Here is a 17962-nt window from a genome sequence, read left to right on the forward strand (position 1 = left end):
TATGAGGATTGGAGGGGCGATAACATGCTGAAAGCAAGGACACGCTGGCAACTAGCCACATGCGATGAAGCATTGAGCGAACAGATTGCCCGTGAGTGTGGCATCTCGCCTTTGCTTGCCCGCATGCTCGTCATCAGAGGAATCACAACGCCTGAGAATGCACACGCGTTTTTAAATATCAGTGTGGATCAATTTCATGACCCTTTTTTAATGGATGGCATGGCGGAATCCGTCGAGCGCATCCGTTTTGCCATTGAAAAAGGCGAACCGATTTGTATATATGGAGATTACGATGCCGACGGGGTAAGCTCCACCTCGCTGATGGTGCATCTGATGCGTCAACTGGGAGCGACGTTTGATTACTACATTCCCAACCGTTTTAAAGAAGGCTATGGCCTCAATAACAACGCACTCAGCTACATCCATGAACAAGGCTTTAAGCTGGTCGTCACCGTCGATACGGGGATCAGTGCAGTAGAACAGGTGGCACACGGGCAGGGTCTTGGTCTCGACATCATCGTCACCGATCACCACGAGCCGCCTGCGATCATTCCAGACGCATTTGCGGTGATGAATCCGAAGAAGGAGACTTGCCAGTACCCGTTTGACATGCTCGCAGGAGTCGGGGTCGCTTTTAAACTGGGACACGCGTTGCTCGGACAACCGCCGATGCATCTGGCTGATCTGGCTGCCATCGGGACGATTGCCGATCTGGTACCACTGGTCGATGAGAACCGTCTGCTCGCAAGCTTCGGTCTCAAGCAGCTCAACCGAACCCGCAACATCGGACTGCAAGCCTTGATCCGTGTCTGTGGTCTGGCAGAAAAAGAAATCGGTGCAGGCAATGTTGGCTTCGCCATCGGCCCGCGGATCAATGCGGTCGGACGCCTGGAGACGGCAGAGGCAGCGGTGAAGCTGTTGACCTCAGACGATCAGGCAGAAGCAGACAAGCTGGCCCAGACCCTCGACGATCTCAATACCGAGCGTCAAGAGCTGGTGCAGCGCATCGCCGAAGAAGCGGAAGCGATGGTACTGGAACAATTCCCACCGGAGAGCAACAACGTACTGGTTCTAGCCAAAGAAGACTGGAACGTCGGAGTCGTCGGAATCGTCGCGTCGCGTATGGTCGAAAAATTTTACCGTCCGACGATTGTGCTTGGCATCGATCCTGAGAAGGGAACGGCCAAAGGCTCTGCACGCAGTATCAACGGCTTCGACATGTACGATGCCCTGACCGATTGCAAAGAGCTGTTGCCACACTATGGCGGACACACGATGGCGGCTGGGATGACGCTTCCTGTAGAGAACCTGGCACCGCTGCGGGATCGGCTCAACCAATTGGCTGCGGAGTGGCTGGGCGACGAGGATTATATCCCGCTGACCAAAGTCGACTTGGAAGTACCGCTTGATCAACTGGATATCACCCTCGCGCAAGAGTTGGATGCGCTTGCACCATTTGGCATGGGGAATCCGACACCGCTTGTGACCTGTCCGGATGTCAGCACGAGTGGTCTGCGCAAAATCGGCCGGGATGACTCCCATCTCAAATGCGTCTTGACCGCAGCCGGGACGACTATAGATGCCATTGGATTCGGCTACGCGCACGTCACCGAGCACCTCACTCCATCCGCACGTCTGCACGTCGTCGGCGAACTGCAGGTCAACGAATGGAACGGCAATGTCCGGCCCCAGCTGATGCTCAAAGACCTTGCTGTGCTGCATCGGCAGGTATTTGACTGGAGAGGAATAAGAGACAAAGAACAAAGATGGAGAGCGCTCATGCAAGCTCACTCCTGCCATACCATCACGTTCGAGCGGGACAACTACGAACGGCTTACCCGTGTATGGGGTGCACAGGGCGCTGCACCGGCGCTTGAGCTGATTACCGCAGAAGAGAGTCTGTGGCTTGCTGACGATCTTACAGGGACTCATCGTACGCTGATCCTCTATGATCTGCCACGGTCCCGTCAGTTGCTTACGGATGCCTTGGCGAGAGTGCCGCACATCGAACGGATCTACTGTCTGTTCGGTGATCCGGACCTCAGCTTTGACGGTCTGCATTTTCCAAGCAAAGATCAGTTCAAGTTCCTTTATACCATTTTTCGGCAATATACAGATGTCCAGAAGGTGCACCTCGATGCCTTGGCGAAGAAGATTAAGGTCAAGCGCGACATCGTAGAGCGCATGCTGGCTGTATTTATGGAGCTTCAGTTCATCATCGAGCAAGAATCAGCCTACAGCCTGAATCCGGCTCCGGCCAAAGCGGCGCTGGAGAGCTCCCGACTCTACAGCATGTGGCAGGAAGAGACACAGCTGGCTACGGATCTGTTGCTCTCATCCCATGAAGCATTATCCAAAACGTTATTGAATACACCCAATACACCTGTACAGGAGGCAATTTTTCAATGAACTTTAAAGAATATATCCGTGTGATCCCTGATTACCCACAACCTGGTATCCGTTTCAAAGATATCACCACCCTGCTCCAAGACGGTGCTGCTTACCGCGCAGCTATCGATGAGCTGGCAGAATTTGCGAAGCAACATGATATCGAGGTGATCGCAGGCCCAGAAGCGCGTGGTTTCGTAGTAGGGACACCGCTTTCTTATGCACTCGAAAAAGGGTTTGTACCTGTACGCAAAGCGAATAAGCTTCCTTATAAATCTATTCAGGCTGACTATAGCCTTGAGTATGGTAAAGATTCCCTTGCTATGCACGTCGACGCCATCAAGCCAGGCCAACGCGTACTGATCGCAGACGACCTGCTGGCTACAGGTGGAACGATTGCAACCACCATCAAGCTGATCGAGGAATTGGGCGGCGTCGTGGTAGCAGCAGCCTTCTTTATCGAACTCTCCTATCTTGAGGGTCGCAAGGTATTGGGTGACATCCCAGTTCATTCTTTAGTACAATACTAGACGAAAGCATTCTGACATTCGCTGTGAAAACGGGCATTTCGCCCGTTTTCTGCATTTCTTGCGCACTTCGCCGAGTCTAAATGACATTATTACCTTTACAAGCGAACCAACTTGGCAGATAATAAAAGATAACACGTTTTTGAGATCTCTTAAAAAGCTTACAGAGAGTGAGATTGAGGAAGGGATTTATGAATACGGGCATCGATGAAATTATTAAAAAAGCGAGTAGCTATCTGTCACCCGAGGATGTCGACATGGTCGAGCGCGCCTATCAATTGGCGACGAAGGCCCATGAAGGACAGATTCGTAAGTCTGGCGTTCCTTATATCATGCACCCGATTGCCGTAGCAGGGATCCTCACCAATCTTCAGATGGATGCGGTGACGATCGCGGCTGGCTTTTTGCATGACGTAGTAGAGGACACGGAAGTCACCCTGGACCAGCTGCGTCAGGAATTCGGTGCAGATGTTGCACTGTTGGTAGACGGTGTGACCAAGCTGGAAAAAATTAAATATAAATCCAAGGAAGAGCAGCTGGCGGAAAACCACCGCAAAATGCTGGTCGCCATGGCACAGGATATCCGTGTCATCCTGATTAAGCTTGCAGACCGTCTGCATAATATGCGTACATTGAAGCATATGTCCGAAGAAAAACAGCGCGAGATTTCCAATGAAACGATGGAGATTTTCGTCCCGCTGGCCCACCGTCTGGGTATCGCTTCGGTCAAATGGGAGCTTGAGGATATTTCTTTGCGTTACCTCAACCCGCAACAGTACTACCGAATCGTCAACCTGATGCAGAAAAAACGCACCGAACGCGAAGCTTATATTACAGAAGCCAATGACACGCTTCAAGAGAAGTTGGCAGAGCTGCACATTCAGGCAGAAGTGTCAGGCCGTCCGAAGCATATCTACAGCATCTATAAAAAGATGGCGACACAGAACAAGCAGTTCAATGAAATCTATGACCTCTTAGCCCTGCGTGTCATCGTCAATGACATCCGAGACTGTTATGCCGTGCTTGGGATTGTGCATACCCTCTGGAAGCCAATGCCTGGCCGGTTTAAGGATTACATCGCGATGCCAAAACCGAATATGTACCAATCCCTCCACACCACTGTGATCGGTCCCAAAGGCGAACCGCTGGAAGTGCAGATCCGCACTTGGGATATGCACCGCACCGCCGAGATCGGGATCGCCGCACACTGGGCGTATAAAGAGGGCAAGGGTCAGATTCAAGGCTCGTTTGAAGAGAAGATCGGCAACATCCGTGAAATCATCCAAGGCGGTCACGAGGAGAATTCCAACGCCCAGGAGTTCATGGAGAATCTCAAGCAAGACCTGTTCTCGGACATGGTGTTCGTCTTCACACCAAAAGGGGATGTCGTCGAGCTGCCAAAAGGCTCTGTCCCAATCGACTTCGCCTATCGCATTCACTCCGCGGTCGGGAACCGTACGATCGGTGCCAAGATCAACGGCAAGATTGTTCCGCTTGATCATGCACTGCGGACAGGCGACATCATCGAGATCATCACATCCAAGCATTCTTACGGCCCAAGCCAAGACTGGCTGAAGATCGCCAAGTCTGTGCAGGCCCGCAATAAAATCAAGCAGTGGTTCAAGAAAGAAAAGCGCGAGGAGAACGTCGCCAAGGGTCTCAACATGGTGGAGATGGAGATCAAGGCGCGCGGCTTCGACATCAAGGAAGTGCTGTCCGACGAGAACCTCAAGGAAGCGTCTGCCAAGTTTAATTTCCAGGCAGAGGACGACATGTATGCCGCTGTCGGCTACGGCGGTCTCACCGCTGCACAGGTGGTCTCCCGCCTGACGGAAAAACTGCGCCGCGACCGGGAAGAACAAGCGAACCAAATCCCAGAGTTCAAGGCAGCAGCCCCACAACCAGCCAGACAGGGCAAAAGCGACTACGGCGTCCGTGTCAAAGGTGTGGATAACCTGCTCGTCCGTCTCTCCCGATGTTGTACACCTGTACCAGGAGACGACATCATCGGCTTTATCACTCGTGGACGCGGTGTTTCTGTCCATCGCCGCGACTGTCCCAACGTGGAGACCGGTGAATGTGCGGAGCGCCTGATCCCTGTCGATTGGGAAGGCGATCAGAAGCAGAACTACAACGTCGACATCGAGATCACGGGTCACGACCGTGGTGGCTTGCTCAACGATGTACTCCAGGTCGTCGGCGAGACCAAGACCAACATCACGGCAGTCAGCGGACGTGCTGACAAAAACCGTGTAGCTACTATCAACATGACGATTTCGATCAGCAACATCGACCATCTGCAAAAGGTTGTGGAGCGGATCAAGCGCATCAAGGATATTTATTCGGTACGCCGGATTTTGAATACCTAAAAGATGTGTGGGAAGAAAGGCAGGCTCCTATCGCGGGATGCCTGCCTTCTTTTGCATTTTGTTGATCTTTGTCCCTTTTCTCTTGTGGTCGGTGCGGTGCGGGAGAGGAGGCGGCTTGCAAGCTGCTCGCCTGTGTTGAATCCCTTCGGAAGAAGGGGAAACTGTCCGCTCCATAAAAACCAAGGGTGGTTCGGGTCAAAAAGGGTTCGAGGAAGCGGATTCGTACGAAGGGGTTTGCCCCTGAGCTTATTCGAAGGAGAATTTCCACCCTTGATTTTTCCTCCGCTGGGTAAGGGATTCAAAGAGGCTCACTGCTTGCAAGCCGCCTCCTCTCCCAACGGACTTTTGGTGAAAAGATAAAAGAGGAAAAAAAGCTTAACTTCTGAAAAGCCTGCAAAACGGATCAAGAAGAACGCTGCTTCTGATATCTATCGCAACTAGTCACCTTACGAATGAAACGAACCATCCTCATCCCCCTAATCCCTCACAGCCCTTTTCTTTTTTATTAAGAAAAGCTACGCAGAGCGAGAGGATCATCTGTTTGTAAGGAGACCGGCTGAACGAAGTGAGGGAAAGGCGACTGGAAAACAGATGATCCTCTCGCTCTCCTCCGGAGAATCTCACTTAAAATAAAAAATAAAGGAGCCCCCGTCTATGAGAGTAGTCATTCAACGTTCCAAAGAAGCAAGCGTCACCGTCGACGGCGAAATCGTCGGCCAAATCAATCACGGCCTCGTATTACTGGTAGGAGTCACTCATGAGGATACAGAAAAAGACGTCGACTTCGTAGCAGACAAAATCGCCAACCTGCGTATTTTTGAAGACGAGGATGGAAAAATGAATCATTCTGTACTTGATGTCGGCGGACAGATTCTCTCTATCTCACAATTCACTCTGTATGGAGATTGCCGAAAAGGCCGCCGTCCCAACTTCATGTCCGCAGCCCGTCCAGAGCAGGCGGAGCCGTTGTACGAGCAGTTGAACCAAAAACTGCGGGACAAGGGTCTGCACGTCGAGACAGGCCGATTTGGCAAAATGATGGACGTGCGTCTGCTTAATCACGGTCCGGTCACCTTGATCGTCGAAAGTCCTGTGGCAGCAGGCGAAAAAGAGTAAGTCATTTCTCATCTGGGTCTTCATGCCTGCTTCATGACATGCATATAATTGGGAATTGTGTAGTCATGAAAAAGGGGGAGCTTGTATGAGGCTGATCACACGCTCGGATTTTGACGGATTAGTCTGTGCGATGTTGTTTAAAAAGCTGGGGATGATCGAAGAGATGAAGTTTGTTCATCCCAAGGATATGCAGGATGGTCTGGTGGAAGTCACGAAAAATGACATCTTAGCCAACGTGCCTTATGTGGCGGGCTGCGGCCTTTGGTTTGACCATCACAGCAGTGAGCTGGTGCGGATGGGTCAAAAGATCGAGTACAAAGGGGAGACACGGATCGCCCCGAGTGCAGCACGGGTTGTCTATGACTACTACGGCGGGTCCGACCGTTTTGGCGACATCGACAGCATCATGGCTGCGGTAGATAAAGCGGATTCCGCCCAGTTTAGCCGTGAAGACATCTTGAACCCGCAAGGCTGGGATCTGTTATCCTTCATCATGGATGCGCGGACAGGACTCGGACGTTACCACGATTACCGGATCAGCAACTACCAACTGATGGAGCTCCTCGTCGACCACTGTGCCACCCTCTCCGCCGAGGAAATCCTGCAGCTCCCCGACGTACAGGAGCGGGTGACCCGCTACAATGAGCTGGACGAAAAATTCCGAGCCATGCTCAGCGAACACACCCGCACCGAAGACAATGTGATCATCAGCGACATGCGTGGCGTCCATCCGATCTATCCCGGCAACCGTTTTATGATCTACGCCCTCTATCCCGAACATAACATCTCCATCTGGGCTGTCGACGGCAAAAACAAACAAAACTGCGTCTTCGCCTGCGGCCACAGCATCCTCAACCGCACGTCCAAGACCAACGTAGGCGAACTGATGCTCAAATACGACGGAGGCGGCCACAGAGCCACCGGGACGTGTCAGGTACCGTATGAAGAGGCTGACGAGGTGCTGGAGACGCTTGTCGAGCGGATGCGGCAAGATGGGTGATGGGGGGGATAGGGGGAACATAACAGCTTCGTAAAATGACAGCACTTATCCGTGATAGATGGATCAAATCAAATGCTCCACGATGACATACACCGAAGAGAAATAGAACGAAGGCCAAAAAGCCAAGAGAAGCTTACACAGAAAGCTTTCCTTGGCTTTTTCATTTTGTTTCATTCATTTTGTATCTCTAAAAGTCTTCTTGGATGAATCATTCATGATCTTGTTTCTCTTTTTTCTTACCCATCTCACCAAAGGCTGGCAGGGAGTTGAGCGGGATTCCGGTGTAAGCCTCTTTGCCACCCTTACCCAGCTCCGTAGGAGAGACGGGGAACACGCCTTTAGGGGCAATAGTCTCACTCCCCTGTACTACCCAGATGTCCCCTCTCATCGGGGGAGCGAAACATTTTGCCCCGAGTTCCCCGTCTCTCCTACGGAGCGGCCACCCCAATCTCCCACGCAAGGGTGGCAACCAGGCGATACACCGGAATCCCGCTCAACTCCCTACAACCCTACAACCCTACCACCCCACCCCTACCCCACCCCTACCCCACCCCCATCCCAATAAGATAAAATAGAACTCACACCACAATCTCGGAGGAACAATCCATGACCATCTCATACAACCCCAACGAAAACCCCGTATACATCGTCCAAAAACAGCTCGACGCCTACAACGCACAAGACATTGACGCTTTCATGGCGACCTACACCGAGGACGTCGAGATCTACAATTTTAAAACAGGTGAACTTCTCTACAGCGGTCAGGAAAAAATGCGGGCTAGCTACGCGAAGATGTTTCAAGACAACCCAAACAACCACGCTGAAATCACCAATCGCACCGTCCAAGGCAACTATGTGATCGACCAAGAACTCGTGACGGGACGCGCAGGACGTGAACCGTATACGGCTGTCGCGATCTATGAGGTACAGGACGGTCTGATCAAGCGCGTTTCTTTTATCTAGACTGCCAGACGACACTGATTCACCTGCCATCTAACAGACAGGTTACGAGTCAGGTTGAAAGACAGATGAAAGCACAAACTATTACGATCAACAAAAAATGCTCCTTCCCAAAGCTTCCGTAAATAATCAGAAGCCGAGGGAGGGAGCATTTTTGTTTTCATTTTCAGAACGGAAACGACAGTACGGGTTCAGACCATCAAACCATCACACCATCTAAGGTCATCTACCCACCTTACCAATCCGTTTCCCTTACGAATAAGCCTTCTTCAACGCAGCCGCCTTCTTATGATGCAGCCCATAATAGATCGGAGCCGTACACGCCACAATCACACCGGCGATCAGATACATCGTATGATAGCTTGTCTCTGCCGCGATAATCCCAAGCGCATACGAACCAATCCCATACCCGAGGTCAAACAGCAAAAAGTACGTCCCGGTCGCAAGCCCTCTGCGGTGGCTCGGAGATGCTTTGATCGCAATCGTCTGAAAGCTCGGCAAGAGTGCACCATAGCCGAGACCAATCATCGCACCTGTCAGCAAAAAGGCAGCCGTCCCGTGAACCTGGCTCAACAGAATCATCCCGACCGTGAACAGCAGGATACCCGGATAAACCAGCACGTTTTCACCGAAGCGGTCAAACCATTTTCCTGTGAACGGTCTGGACAGGACGATCATCGCCGCAAACACGACGAAGAAGTAGCTCGCACTGTCCGCGATCCCCAGCTCCTTCGCATAAACGGAGATGAATGTCGTCAGTGCTCCATAGGAGAAGGCCAAAATACTGCCTGAGACCGAAATCGGAACTGCTTTTGGTTCAATGAACCGTTTCCAGCTCCAAGCCGAAGTAGTTTTCTCAGCGCGGGCAGGGGATGGCGTCTGGGCTTGTACCGGAACCCGTGTAAGCGTCCCGAAGACAAAAGCGATCAGGCCAAACACTGCACAGACTGCAAACAACACAACCACATCAAAATGCGACATAATCGTCAGACCCAAAAACGGACCCAGCACCATCGCCAGACTCATAAACAGGCTGAAGTAGCCGATCCCCTCGCCTTTTCGCTCTTCCGGCACGATATCGATCGCCACCGCCCCAGTCGCCGTAGTGGCTACACCAAAGCCGATGCCATGCACAAACCGCAACACCAGCAAGAGCGAAAAGCTCTCGATGCCCAAATACAAAAAGCTGCACACCATGTACAATGCGAGGGAGGCGAAGATGACCAGCTTGCGATTATGCTCGTCCAGCCATTTTCCAGCCAACGGGCGAAAAATCACGGCCGCAATGACAAATGTCGTCATTACCAATCCAACCTCTTGGGTGCTGCCACCAAGCGTATCGGTGACATATATCGGCAGAGTGACAGCCAGCGTGTAAAATGTCATAAACAAAAAGAAACTGCTCAAACACACCGCGATAAAATCACGGCTCCATAATGGTTTCTCTCTCAATCCTTATCTCTCCATCTCTTTTATCTCTGTTTCTGCGGTCTCTGTTATTTGTCTTAGTACTTGTGAAAAAATATGCAGTTGCTCGTCGGATACGCCGTAGACGAGGCTTTTGATCACTTCTTCCTCAATCGGGCTGACGGTCTCATTCAGAGCGAGTCCCGCATCGGTGACAAACGCCAAAAAAGACCGCCTGTCTTCCGCATTGGGTCTTCGCTCGGCCAATCCTTTGCGTTCCAATTGATCCAAAATCCGTGTGACATTGGTCTGATCCTTGCCGACCCGCCTGGCGAGATCCTTCTGGCTGATCCCATCCTGCTCGGCCAATCGGTTCAGGGTACTCCACTGTTCCGTCGTGATGTCATAGGGAGCCATGCGAAGCGCTAACAGCTGACTGATCCGCCGCGCTGCATAATTCAGCCGAAATCCCAAAGAATCATCTTGCAAGTGGAATCCTCCTTTCTTATTTATTTGCTATAGCAATTATAATTACAGCATCAAATCTTGTCAAACGCATAACTAGCTGTACTTGGCAAAAGATTTGGTCTGAATTAGCGGCGAATCAGCTACAGATCTGGTATACAGCAGAGCAGCACGAAACAACAAAACCCTCTGTAAAAACGTTTGGCTGCCCAGACGTCTACAGAGGGTTATGCTATCTTCCATTACTTCGTCACATGCGTCTCCATACTCACCACGACATGCTTCTCTTTAAAATAAAAACGCTCATACAACCGCCGCGCCCCGGTATTCTTATGCGCCACATAAAGACCTGCCGTATCCATATCCGGACGGGCAAACGTCAGATCCAGCGCATGACGGAGCAAAAGACTGCCGTATTTACGGTTCTGCGCTTCCGGACGCACGCGGATGAAAGCCACATCCATATGCTTGCTTTCCGGGAAAAATTCAATGTAGATGAATCCCTGCATTCCTTCCGCATCACGGACGATGTACATCTGGTTGTTATCGTTCAGACGGTTCAGAATCTCCTGAGCGGTGAAAAAGGCCTGCTCCGGCTGCAAATCACGAAGCACCTGCTCGTACTCCGGCAGAGGGGTGTAGGCTTCGACGATCACTTGACCCAGCGTCTCTGAGTGGTCCGAGCGCTCAGCTTCATCCGTCGTCCCTGATTGTCCGAGCGCCCCTAATTGCCCCACCACCATCGGCTTTGGCGCGTTCTGTATGTACTGCTCATACACCGACCGATCCATCTCCAGATTCGCTTCACCGTTATACTCCACATACCCATACCGCTCAGCAAAAGCCAGCCCATCCCGATTCCACGTATCCACCGACACCCGATAGTTCGTGATATTCTCAGGCACCAGCTCCAGCATGTGCTGATAGAGCGAAGCCGCCATCTCCTGCCAAGCTTCTCCCGAAAGCTGTGGTGTCACATACGGCCCCAGCAGGCGAAGCTGTGCTTTTTCTGGAAAGGCGATAAAGCCAAGCACACCTGTGATCCGACCATCTGCCTCATCCCGTGTCACCACGAAGCAATCTTCAAAAGGAATATACGGCAGTGTCGTCAGACTCTCGATAATCTCATTCACATCCATCGTCAGCCACGCGACAAAATGCTCCCGCATGGCATTCAACGGAGCAACAAACCCGGCGATCTCAGGGATTTCCTCCCGTACCGCTCTTTTTATCATAGACATGCTGCAGCTACCCCCTTGGAATGCATTGGAAAAATGATTTTGAAAATTATAACAGAGTGGGGGTGGGGAGACAACTGCCTTATTATATCGGATAAGATTTTCCAGTATAATCGAGGGACAAAGAATAGGGGGAAGCAGAAACGTGAAGACACAATCACTATTGACGATCATGCCCGTAACCAAAGAGATGCAGGAGAGGGCACGGAAGCTGATCTTGGACGGGCTGGAGGAGCATTTCGGATTTTTGGATGAGACACTGAATCCTGACCTGGATGATATCATGGGGAATTTTATTGAAAAGGGAGAGACGTTTCTGGTCGGGATGGTGGATGGAGAAATAGTATACACGGGTGCGCTGATAGAGGACAATCTAGGAGCAGGAGCACAGTCCGTAGCCAAAGCTGAGCCAACAACATGTGGCAGAATCGTCCGCATGTCCGTAGCGAAAAGCCACCGCCGTCAAGGTTACGCGAGCCAAATGCTCCGCACACTGGAGGCGGCAGCGTGGGAGAGAGACTATCAGCAGATCGTATTGGAAACCAATCTCGAGTGGGACGACGCCATCGGATTGTACAAGCATCACGGATACGTGGAATATGACCGTGATGAGGAGCGAATTCATCTGCGTAAATCCCGAGAAAGATAAGAGACGATATGGCAGTAAACAAAGTTGAACAAAGTTACACAAAATAAAATAAAGCAATATATAGCAATCCAATGCAACCTAAAACAAAACAAAGCCAGCAGGCACGACTACCTGCTGGCTGTTTCTATTACTTCTTATGGTTAACTCTCGTACGGTTAACTATCCCATCTGAACCTAATCTACTTACTTCCCTTGAAAATACCTAACAATCCCTTTATAAATCCCCTCAGCCGCCTGATCCTGCTTCTGACTCGATCGGATCGCGGCCTCTTCCTGATAGTTGGTCATAAACCCAACCTCACACAGAATCGAGGTCACCGGATTCTCCCGCAGGACGAAGTAATCACCGAAGCGGGCGTTCATATCCTTGTAGCCCGTAGATTTGACCACTTCACTCTGGACGAGGGAGGCGAGACGCTTGGACTCTCCTTCGCGGTAGTAGAAGATGATCGTGCCGTTGGTCATCGCGTTCGGGTGGGTGTTGTGATGGACGCTGACGAACAGATCAGCTTTATTCGTAACTGCCACATCGACACGGCCTTGCAGGGTCAGCTTGCGGTCATCGTTGCGGGTCATGATGACGCGTGCACCTGCAGCTTCCAGCTTGTTTTTGAGGTATTGCGTCACTTGCAGGTTGATCACTTTTTCCTGTGTGCTAAAAGAAGTACCGATCGCCCCCGCATCATCTCCGCCGTGACCTGCGTCAAGCACGATTACTTTGCCTGCGACGGTGGTGGAGCGGACGACATTGGAGACGCCTGTAGCACTGACGATCCAGCCTGCGACATAGCCTGTCGTACCGTCAGCGAGCTGGATGAGGAACCAGTCGCCCTCGGTTCGGACGATCGGGAATGTCTCTCCTGCGCGGACACGGGAGATGATCTCGGCAGAGGTGCTCGGGCTTTTACGAATGTTGGTGTCAGGCTCCAGAATCGTCACACTGCCTTGGCCGGTGGAAGCACCAGTGCCAGAACCAGATCCAGAGCCAGTACCTGCGTTAGCACCGGAGGAACCACCTGTGTTGCCAGACGGTGTGCCAGTTGACGGTGATTGATTCCAATTCGGGTTGTCCGGCTTGGAGACGAGCCAATTGGCGACCCAGCCTGTTTTGCCGTCAGAGGTCTTGACCTGATACCAGTCGCCTGATTGGGCGAGCAGGGTGAGGCTTGCCCCGGAGCTGAGCAGGGTGATCGAGCTGCTCGTGGTTGTCGGCTGGCTGCGCAGATTAAGCGAGGTCGAGACGACTTTTACCGTAGCGGTAGCAGCTGGTGTGACAGTTCCGGATTGTCCGGCTGGGGTGGACGGTGTGGTCTGTCCAGAGCCGCTCTGCCCAGATGCCTGCACGGTGACACCTTTTGCACCGTTCACCCAGGCTTTTTGTCCGTTGTAGGTGATGAGATACCAGGTACCGCTTTTCATCTCATGTGGGACCTTGTCGCCTTTGGAGAGCTTGCCGATTGTAGGAAAGCCTGTGTCAGGACCGCCGTAGACGGTGACACTCTCCGTTGCGGTGAGTGTCCCGCTGGTTGCTGTGCCGTTGTTGGTCCCGGTATTGGGAGCAGCAGGGGTGGCAGTAGAAGTCGGCGTAGACGGTTTTGCTGCCGTGCTGCCCGTTGTGGAGGAAGCAGTCCCAGACGTGGTCGAGCCTTGTCCGGTTGCAGCCGCTTTCGTCTCTTCGACGTGCCAAGACGCCACCCAACCTGTCTGTCCGTTGGCAAGCTTGATTTGTGCCCATTCGCCGTTCTTTTGCATGAGCTGATATGTTTCATTCGGATTGATCTGTGCGATCACTTGGAAGGTTTGGCTTGGACCTTTTCGCACATTGAGGTTGGTGACCTTGCTATGTATGTAGGTAGCGGTCGAGGCGGTCGCTACAGGCTTGAGCAGCCAGCTTGCGAGCCAGCCGGTCTGACCGTTGGGGAGCTTCACCTGCGTCCAATTGTTTTCTTCTTTGACCACGGGCAGCTTGGTCGAGAGATCGACGGTGGATGCCACCGGGTAGGTCAGTGCTGGGCCTGTGCGGACATTGAGGTTGTCCACGGTGACTTGGACGTACTTGGAGTCTGCCCAGACGCCTGTGCCTGTCAGAGGCGCAAAAAGTAAGCTGGTCAAGCATGCTGCGATCCCTATGCGCCTTAACTTGCGAAACGAGAACACGGTATCCCATCCTTTCAACTGGATTCCACTGATTTTACTGGAATCGAATTTTTGTCTGTTAGCATTCTACTTCAATTCTGTCAATTGGTCACATTTTCCTGCAAGTTCCGACAAGTTCCCCTGCTTTTATACTTTTTTCATCGAACGGACACAATGAGAAGCAGGAGGGATGCCCACATGAGACAATCACGCAAAGAACATTTCGCTCATGAAGCCAACCGACGCATGTTCTCGGTTGATTTTCATGATTTTCTGGAAAAAGAAACCGTATTAAATGACGTAGAAATGTCCCAAGAGTTTCACATCAGTGTGCGGGAAGTGCAGGAGCTTCGCCGCAAATCCCGAAGATAGTCTACGATAGTGTGCTTCCTTGATTGACCATGCTTTTTGGGTTGGGTAAGATGAGAGATGTACTCAGAAAAGCAGGTGAAATCATTGATACAAGTAAAATGCATCGGGCACGACTATGAGCGGCAGATCGCCAATATTGCTGCACTGTTTTACGAAGACCCGGAATTGATATACGTAGACGAATGGCAGGAGCGGGATGGCGGCGGGGAAGACCTGCGCATCACGCTTGCTGTCGAGCAGCTAGATACGGAGGCAAAAGCAACTGGTACGCTCACGGTGGGCGGGAACACGCGGACTTTTGACTATACGCGTCCATACGCCACAGGTGAGCAGGACGAGAAAGCCAAGCGCAAAACAGCCAAATACGCGATGAGCTACGCACTGTTGCGTCTGCTCGAAGAACATACCGGCATCGAGCAGGGCTGGGGCATCCTGACCGGGATCCGTCCGACCAAGCTGCTCCATAAGCTGCTGCAGTCCGGCATGAGTCGCGAGGAGGCACACCGTCATCTGCGGGAGGACTACATGGTGCGCCCGTATAAGCTTGAGCTGCTTCAGCAGATCGTCGACCGCCAGCTCGCTGTGATTCCTGACCTGTATGAGATTGACCGCGAAGTATCTGTCTACATCGGCATCCCCTTTTGTCCGACGAAGTGTGCCTACTGTACGTTTCCTGCTTATGCAATCCAAGCGCAGGCCAATAATGTCAACAAGTTCGTCGAGGGCCTGCACGCCGAGATCCGTGCAATGGGCGAGTGGCTGACCAAGCATGATATCCGCATCACCTCGATCTACTTCGGCGGCGGTACCCCGACCAGTATCACGGCAGAGGAGCTGGACGGGCTGTTCGTCACGCTCAACGAGTCATTCCCGCATATGGACAAGGTGCGTGAACTGACCGTCGAGGCAGGACGTCCCGACACCATCACCCCAGACAAGCTCAACGTGATGAAAAAGTGGAAGGTCGACCGCATCAGCATCAATCCGCAGTCGTTTACCCAAGACACGCTCGAAGCGATCGGGCGTCACCACACCGTCGAGGAGACGATTGAGAAGTACAAGCTCGCGATGGAGATGGGCCTGACCAATATCAACATGGATTTAATTATCGGCCTGCCCAACGAAGGCTACGAGGAACTGGCGCATTCGCTCCAAGAAACAGAAAAGCTTCTGCCGACCTCATTGACCGTTCATACTCTTTCTTTCAAACGCGCGTCTGAAATGACCCAAAACAAGGAAAGATATAAAGTAGCAGACCGCGACGAGATTCTCCGCATGATGACGCTGGCAGAGGAATGGGCCAAGCAGCATGACTACATCCCATACTACCTCTACCGCCAGAAAAATATCCTCGGCAATCTCGAGAATGTCGGCTACGCTCGCGTTGGACAAGACAGCATCTACAACATCACGATGATGGAAGAGGTGCAGACGATCTTGGGTCTGGGCTGTGGCGCGGTGTCTAAGCTGATGGCTCCGGGCACGGACAAGCTGACCCGCTGGCCAAACCCCAAAGACCCCAAGACGTATAACGAAACCTACGAAAAAATCATCGCTGACAAGCTGCGCGATCTGGACGAGATCTATTTCGCGGCTGGCAAGGTTGATCAATAAAGAAAAATTTTCTTAGAGTGCCTGTTGACGCTGATCGTTTCGTTTTGCTATGATTCGACTATAAAATTTGATCTGATGACGGGAACAAGTACCCGAGATGAACGCATAGCCAGAGAGGAAGCGGCGTGGCTGAGACTGCTTCTCTATGCGACTTGGTGAATGACCTCCCCGAAGACCCTGGTGAAAGGCTGATTGGCCCAGTAACCATGTGGCGTATGATCGGCGTTAACGATCCTGATGAGTGGGACATTCCGCATTCACACAGGTTTTTATGATCTGTGGTATGTGCGATTGATCCAATTAAGGGTGGCACCACGGGAGCATAAACACAAGTCTCTCGTCCCTGACATGTACTTGCGATTCATTCGCATTCATGTCAGGGACGGGAGACTTTTTTATTTGCTACAACACATTGGAGGGTAAATGTCATGTCCAGTAGTATTAAAATCCCGCGCGGCACGCAAGACCTCATGCCGGGGCAAGTAGAGAAATGGCAGTACGTCGAGAATAAAATCCGCGACATCTGCGCCCGTTACAATTACGACGAAATCCGCACCCCGCTTTTTGAGCAGGTAGAGCTGTTCCTGCGCGGCGTGGGCGAGACAACCGACGTGGTGCAAAAAGAAATCTACCGTCTGGAAACCAAAGGTGAAGAGAAGCTGGCCCTGCGCCCAGAAGGCACAGCCGGTGTCGTCCGCTCCTTCATCGAGAAAAAGCTCTACGGTGCAGCTAATCAGCCGCAAAAGCTGTTCTACATCGGGCCGATGTACCGCTATGAGCGCCCGCAGGCAGGCCGCTTCCGTCAGTTCCACCAGTTCGGGGTAGAGGTGATCGGCGCGACAGATCCGGCGGTAGATGCAGAAGTCATCTCCCTTGCGATGCGCATCTACCAAGCATTCGGACTGACTGGTCTCTCTGTGGAGATCAACAGTGTCGGCACGATCGAAGACCGCAAGTCACACCGCGCTGCTCTTTTGGATGTGCTGAACCCAGTACGCGAAGAGCTCTGCGAAGACTGCCGCTCCCGGATCGACCGCAATCCGCTCCGCGTCCTGGACTGCAAAAACAACAAATGCCAGACCTTGACCAAAGATGCACCATCCATCCTCGAACACCTGAGCGACGAGTCCAAGGAGCACTTTTCGACCGTACTCAGCTACCTCGAAGGCTTGGGTATCCCATACAATGTCAACCCACGTCTGGTGCGCGGCCTTGACTACTACACCCGTACCGCTTTTGAGATCAAGATGGCTGAGATCGGCGCAGTGGAAACGCTCTGCGGCGGCGGACGCTACAATGGTCTCGTAGCAGAGCTGGGTGGCGAAGATTCCCCTGGTATCGGTTTTGCCTTCGGTGTCGAGCGTCTGCTCCTCGCACTGGAGAAGCAAAATATCGAGATTCCAGTAGCAACAGGTATCGACTGCTATGTAGCGATCCAGACTCCGGATGCAAAAGGTCAGGCATTCGTCCTCGTCGATCAGCTCCGTCAGGCAGGCATCAGTGCGGAGATGGATTACCTCGACCGCAAGATGAAAGCCCAGTTCAAAGCAGCAGACCGTCTCGAAGCCAAGTTCACCGTCGTCATCGGCGAATCCGAGCTTGCGAACAACACGGTCGTCCTCAAAGAAATGGCAACAGGCGAGCAACAGGAAGTTCCAGCGACAGAACTCGCAGGCCTCTTGTCCAGCAAGCTCTCATAAAAAACATCACACACAAAACAC

The 17962-nt window shown here is 52.2% G+C and carries 14 protein-coding genes; 10 read left to right on the top strand and 4 right to left on the bottom strand.

Going from position 1 to position 17962, the window contains the following annotated elements; all coding sequences use genetic code 11:
* Positions 1-24: 24 nt before the first annotated feature.
* The 6 genes from recJ to FGI41_RS11785 all read left to right on the top strand — a co-directional run bounded on the left by recJ (position 25) and on the right by FGI41_RS11785 (position 8363).
* Positions 25-2409 carry a single-stranded-DNA-specific exonuclease RecJ gene (recJ, locus tag FGI41_RS11760; protein ID WP_139490339.1) on the top strand — a complete coding sequence of 795 codons (2385 nt, stop codon included), beginning with the start codon at positions 25-27 and terminating at the stop codon, positions 2407-2409.
* Positions 2406-2918: an adenine phosphoribosyltransferase gene (locus tag FGI41_RS11765; RefSeq protein WP_139490340.1), complete on the top strand. Its 513-nt coding sequence runs from the start codon at positions 2406-2408 to the stop codon at positions 2916-2918. Before recJ ends, FGI41_RS11765 begins: the two co-directional genes overlap by 4 nt.
* A 188-nt stretch (positions 2919-3106) precedes the next feature.
* On the top strand, positions 3107-5284 hold the full coding sequence (locus FGI41_RS11770; RefSeq protein WP_139490341.1) for a RelA/SpoT family protein: 2178 nt from the start codon (positions 3107-3109) through the stop codon (positions 5282-5284).
* 654 nt (positions 5285-5938) lie between these two features.
* Entirely contained in the window at positions 5939-6400 is a 462-nt protein-coding gene (dtd, locus tag FGI41_RS11775; RefSeq protein WP_139490342.1) for a D-aminoacyl-tRNA deacylase, read from the top strand.
* A gap of 85 nt (positions 6401-6485) precedes the next feature.
* The gene (locus tag FGI41_RS11780; RefSeq protein WP_139490343.1) at positions 6486-7400 is read left to right on the top strand and encodes an exopolyphosphatase; all 915 of its coding nucleotides are present in this window, start codon (positions 6486-6488) and stop codon (positions 7398-7400) included.
* Positions 7401-8006: 606 nt separating this feature from the next.
* Positions 8007-8363, top strand: a complete 357-nt coding sequence (locus FGI41_RS11785) for a nuclear transport factor 2 family protein (RefSeq protein WP_139490344.1) — start codon at positions 8007-8009, stop codon at positions 8361-8363.
* Positions 8364-8612: 249 nt separating this feature from the next.
* Here the strand turns inward: FGI41_RS11785 and FGI41_RS11790 are convergent, their stop codons facing one another.
* The 3 genes from FGI41_RS11790 to FGI41_RS11800 all read right to left on the bottom strand — a co-directional run bounded on the left by FGI41_RS11790 (position 8613) and on the right by FGI41_RS11800 (position 11473).
* Entirely contained in the window at positions 8613-9812 is a 1200-nt protein-coding gene (locus FGI41_RS11790) for an MFS transporter (RefSeq protein WP_139490345.1), read from the bottom strand.
* A 3-nt stretch (positions 9813-9815) separates the two neighbouring features.
* The gene (locus FGI41_RS11795; protein WP_139490346.1) at positions 9816-10256 is read right to left on the bottom strand and encodes a MarR family winged helix-turn-helix transcriptional regulator; all 441 of its coding nucleotides are present in this window, start codon (positions 10254-10256) and stop codon (positions 9816-9818) included.
* 218 nt (positions 10257-10474) lie between these two features.
* Positions 10475-11473, bottom strand: a complete 999-nt coding sequence (locus FGI41_RS11800) for a GNAT family N-acetyltransferase (RefSeq protein WP_176560245.1) — start codon at positions 11471-11473, stop codon at positions 10475-10477.
* Between the two features lie 142 nt (positions 11474-11615).
* Here FGI41_RS11800 and FGI41_RS11805 point away from each other — a divergent pair, with 142 nt between their 5' ends.
* Complete coding sequence (locus FGI41_RS11805; RefSeq protein ID WP_255298437.1) at positions 11616-12119, top strand: GNAT family N-acetyltransferase; 504 nt, start codon at positions 11616-11618, stop codon at positions 12117-12119.
* A gap of 183 nt (positions 12120-12302) precedes the next feature.
* Here the strand turns inward: FGI41_RS11805 and FGI41_RS11810 are convergent, their stop codons facing one another.
* Positions 12303-14231 (bottom strand): N-acetylmuramoyl-L-alanine amidase family protein, encoded by a 1929-nt coding sequence (locus FGI41_RS11810; protein WP_255298438.1) that lies wholly within the window; start codon positions 14229-14231, stop codon positions 12303-12305.
* A gap of 222 nt (positions 14232-14453) precedes the next feature.
* Here FGI41_RS11810 and FGI41_RS24950 point away from each other — a divergent pair, with 222 nt between their 5' ends.
* From FGI41_RS24950 to hisS, 3 genes are all read left to right on the top strand, one after another.
* On the top strand, positions 14454-14627 hold the full coding sequence (locus FGI41_RS24950; protein ID WP_176560246.1) for a hypothetical protein: 174 nt from the start codon (positions 14454-14456) through the stop codon (positions 14625-14627).
* Between the two features lie 84 nt (positions 14628-14711).
* Positions 14712-16241, top strand: a complete 1530-nt coding sequence (locus FGI41_RS11815) for a coproporphyrinogen III oxidase (RefSeq protein WP_139490348.1) — start codon at positions 14712-14714, stop codon at positions 16239-16241.
* A gap of 428 nt (positions 16242-16669) precedes the next feature.
* A complete protein-coding gene (gene hisS / locus FGI41_RS11820; RefSeq protein ID WP_139490349.1) occupies positions 16670-17941 on the top strand; it encodes a histidine--tRNA ligase in 1272 nt (423 codons plus the stop codon).
* Positions 17942-17962: the final 21 nt, after the last annotated feature.

The organism is Brevibacillus dissolubilis (genome assembly GCF_006170445.1).
GTDB lineage: Bacteria > Bacillota > Bacilli > Brevibacillales > Brevibacillaceae > Brevibacillus_B > Brevibacillus_B dissolubilis.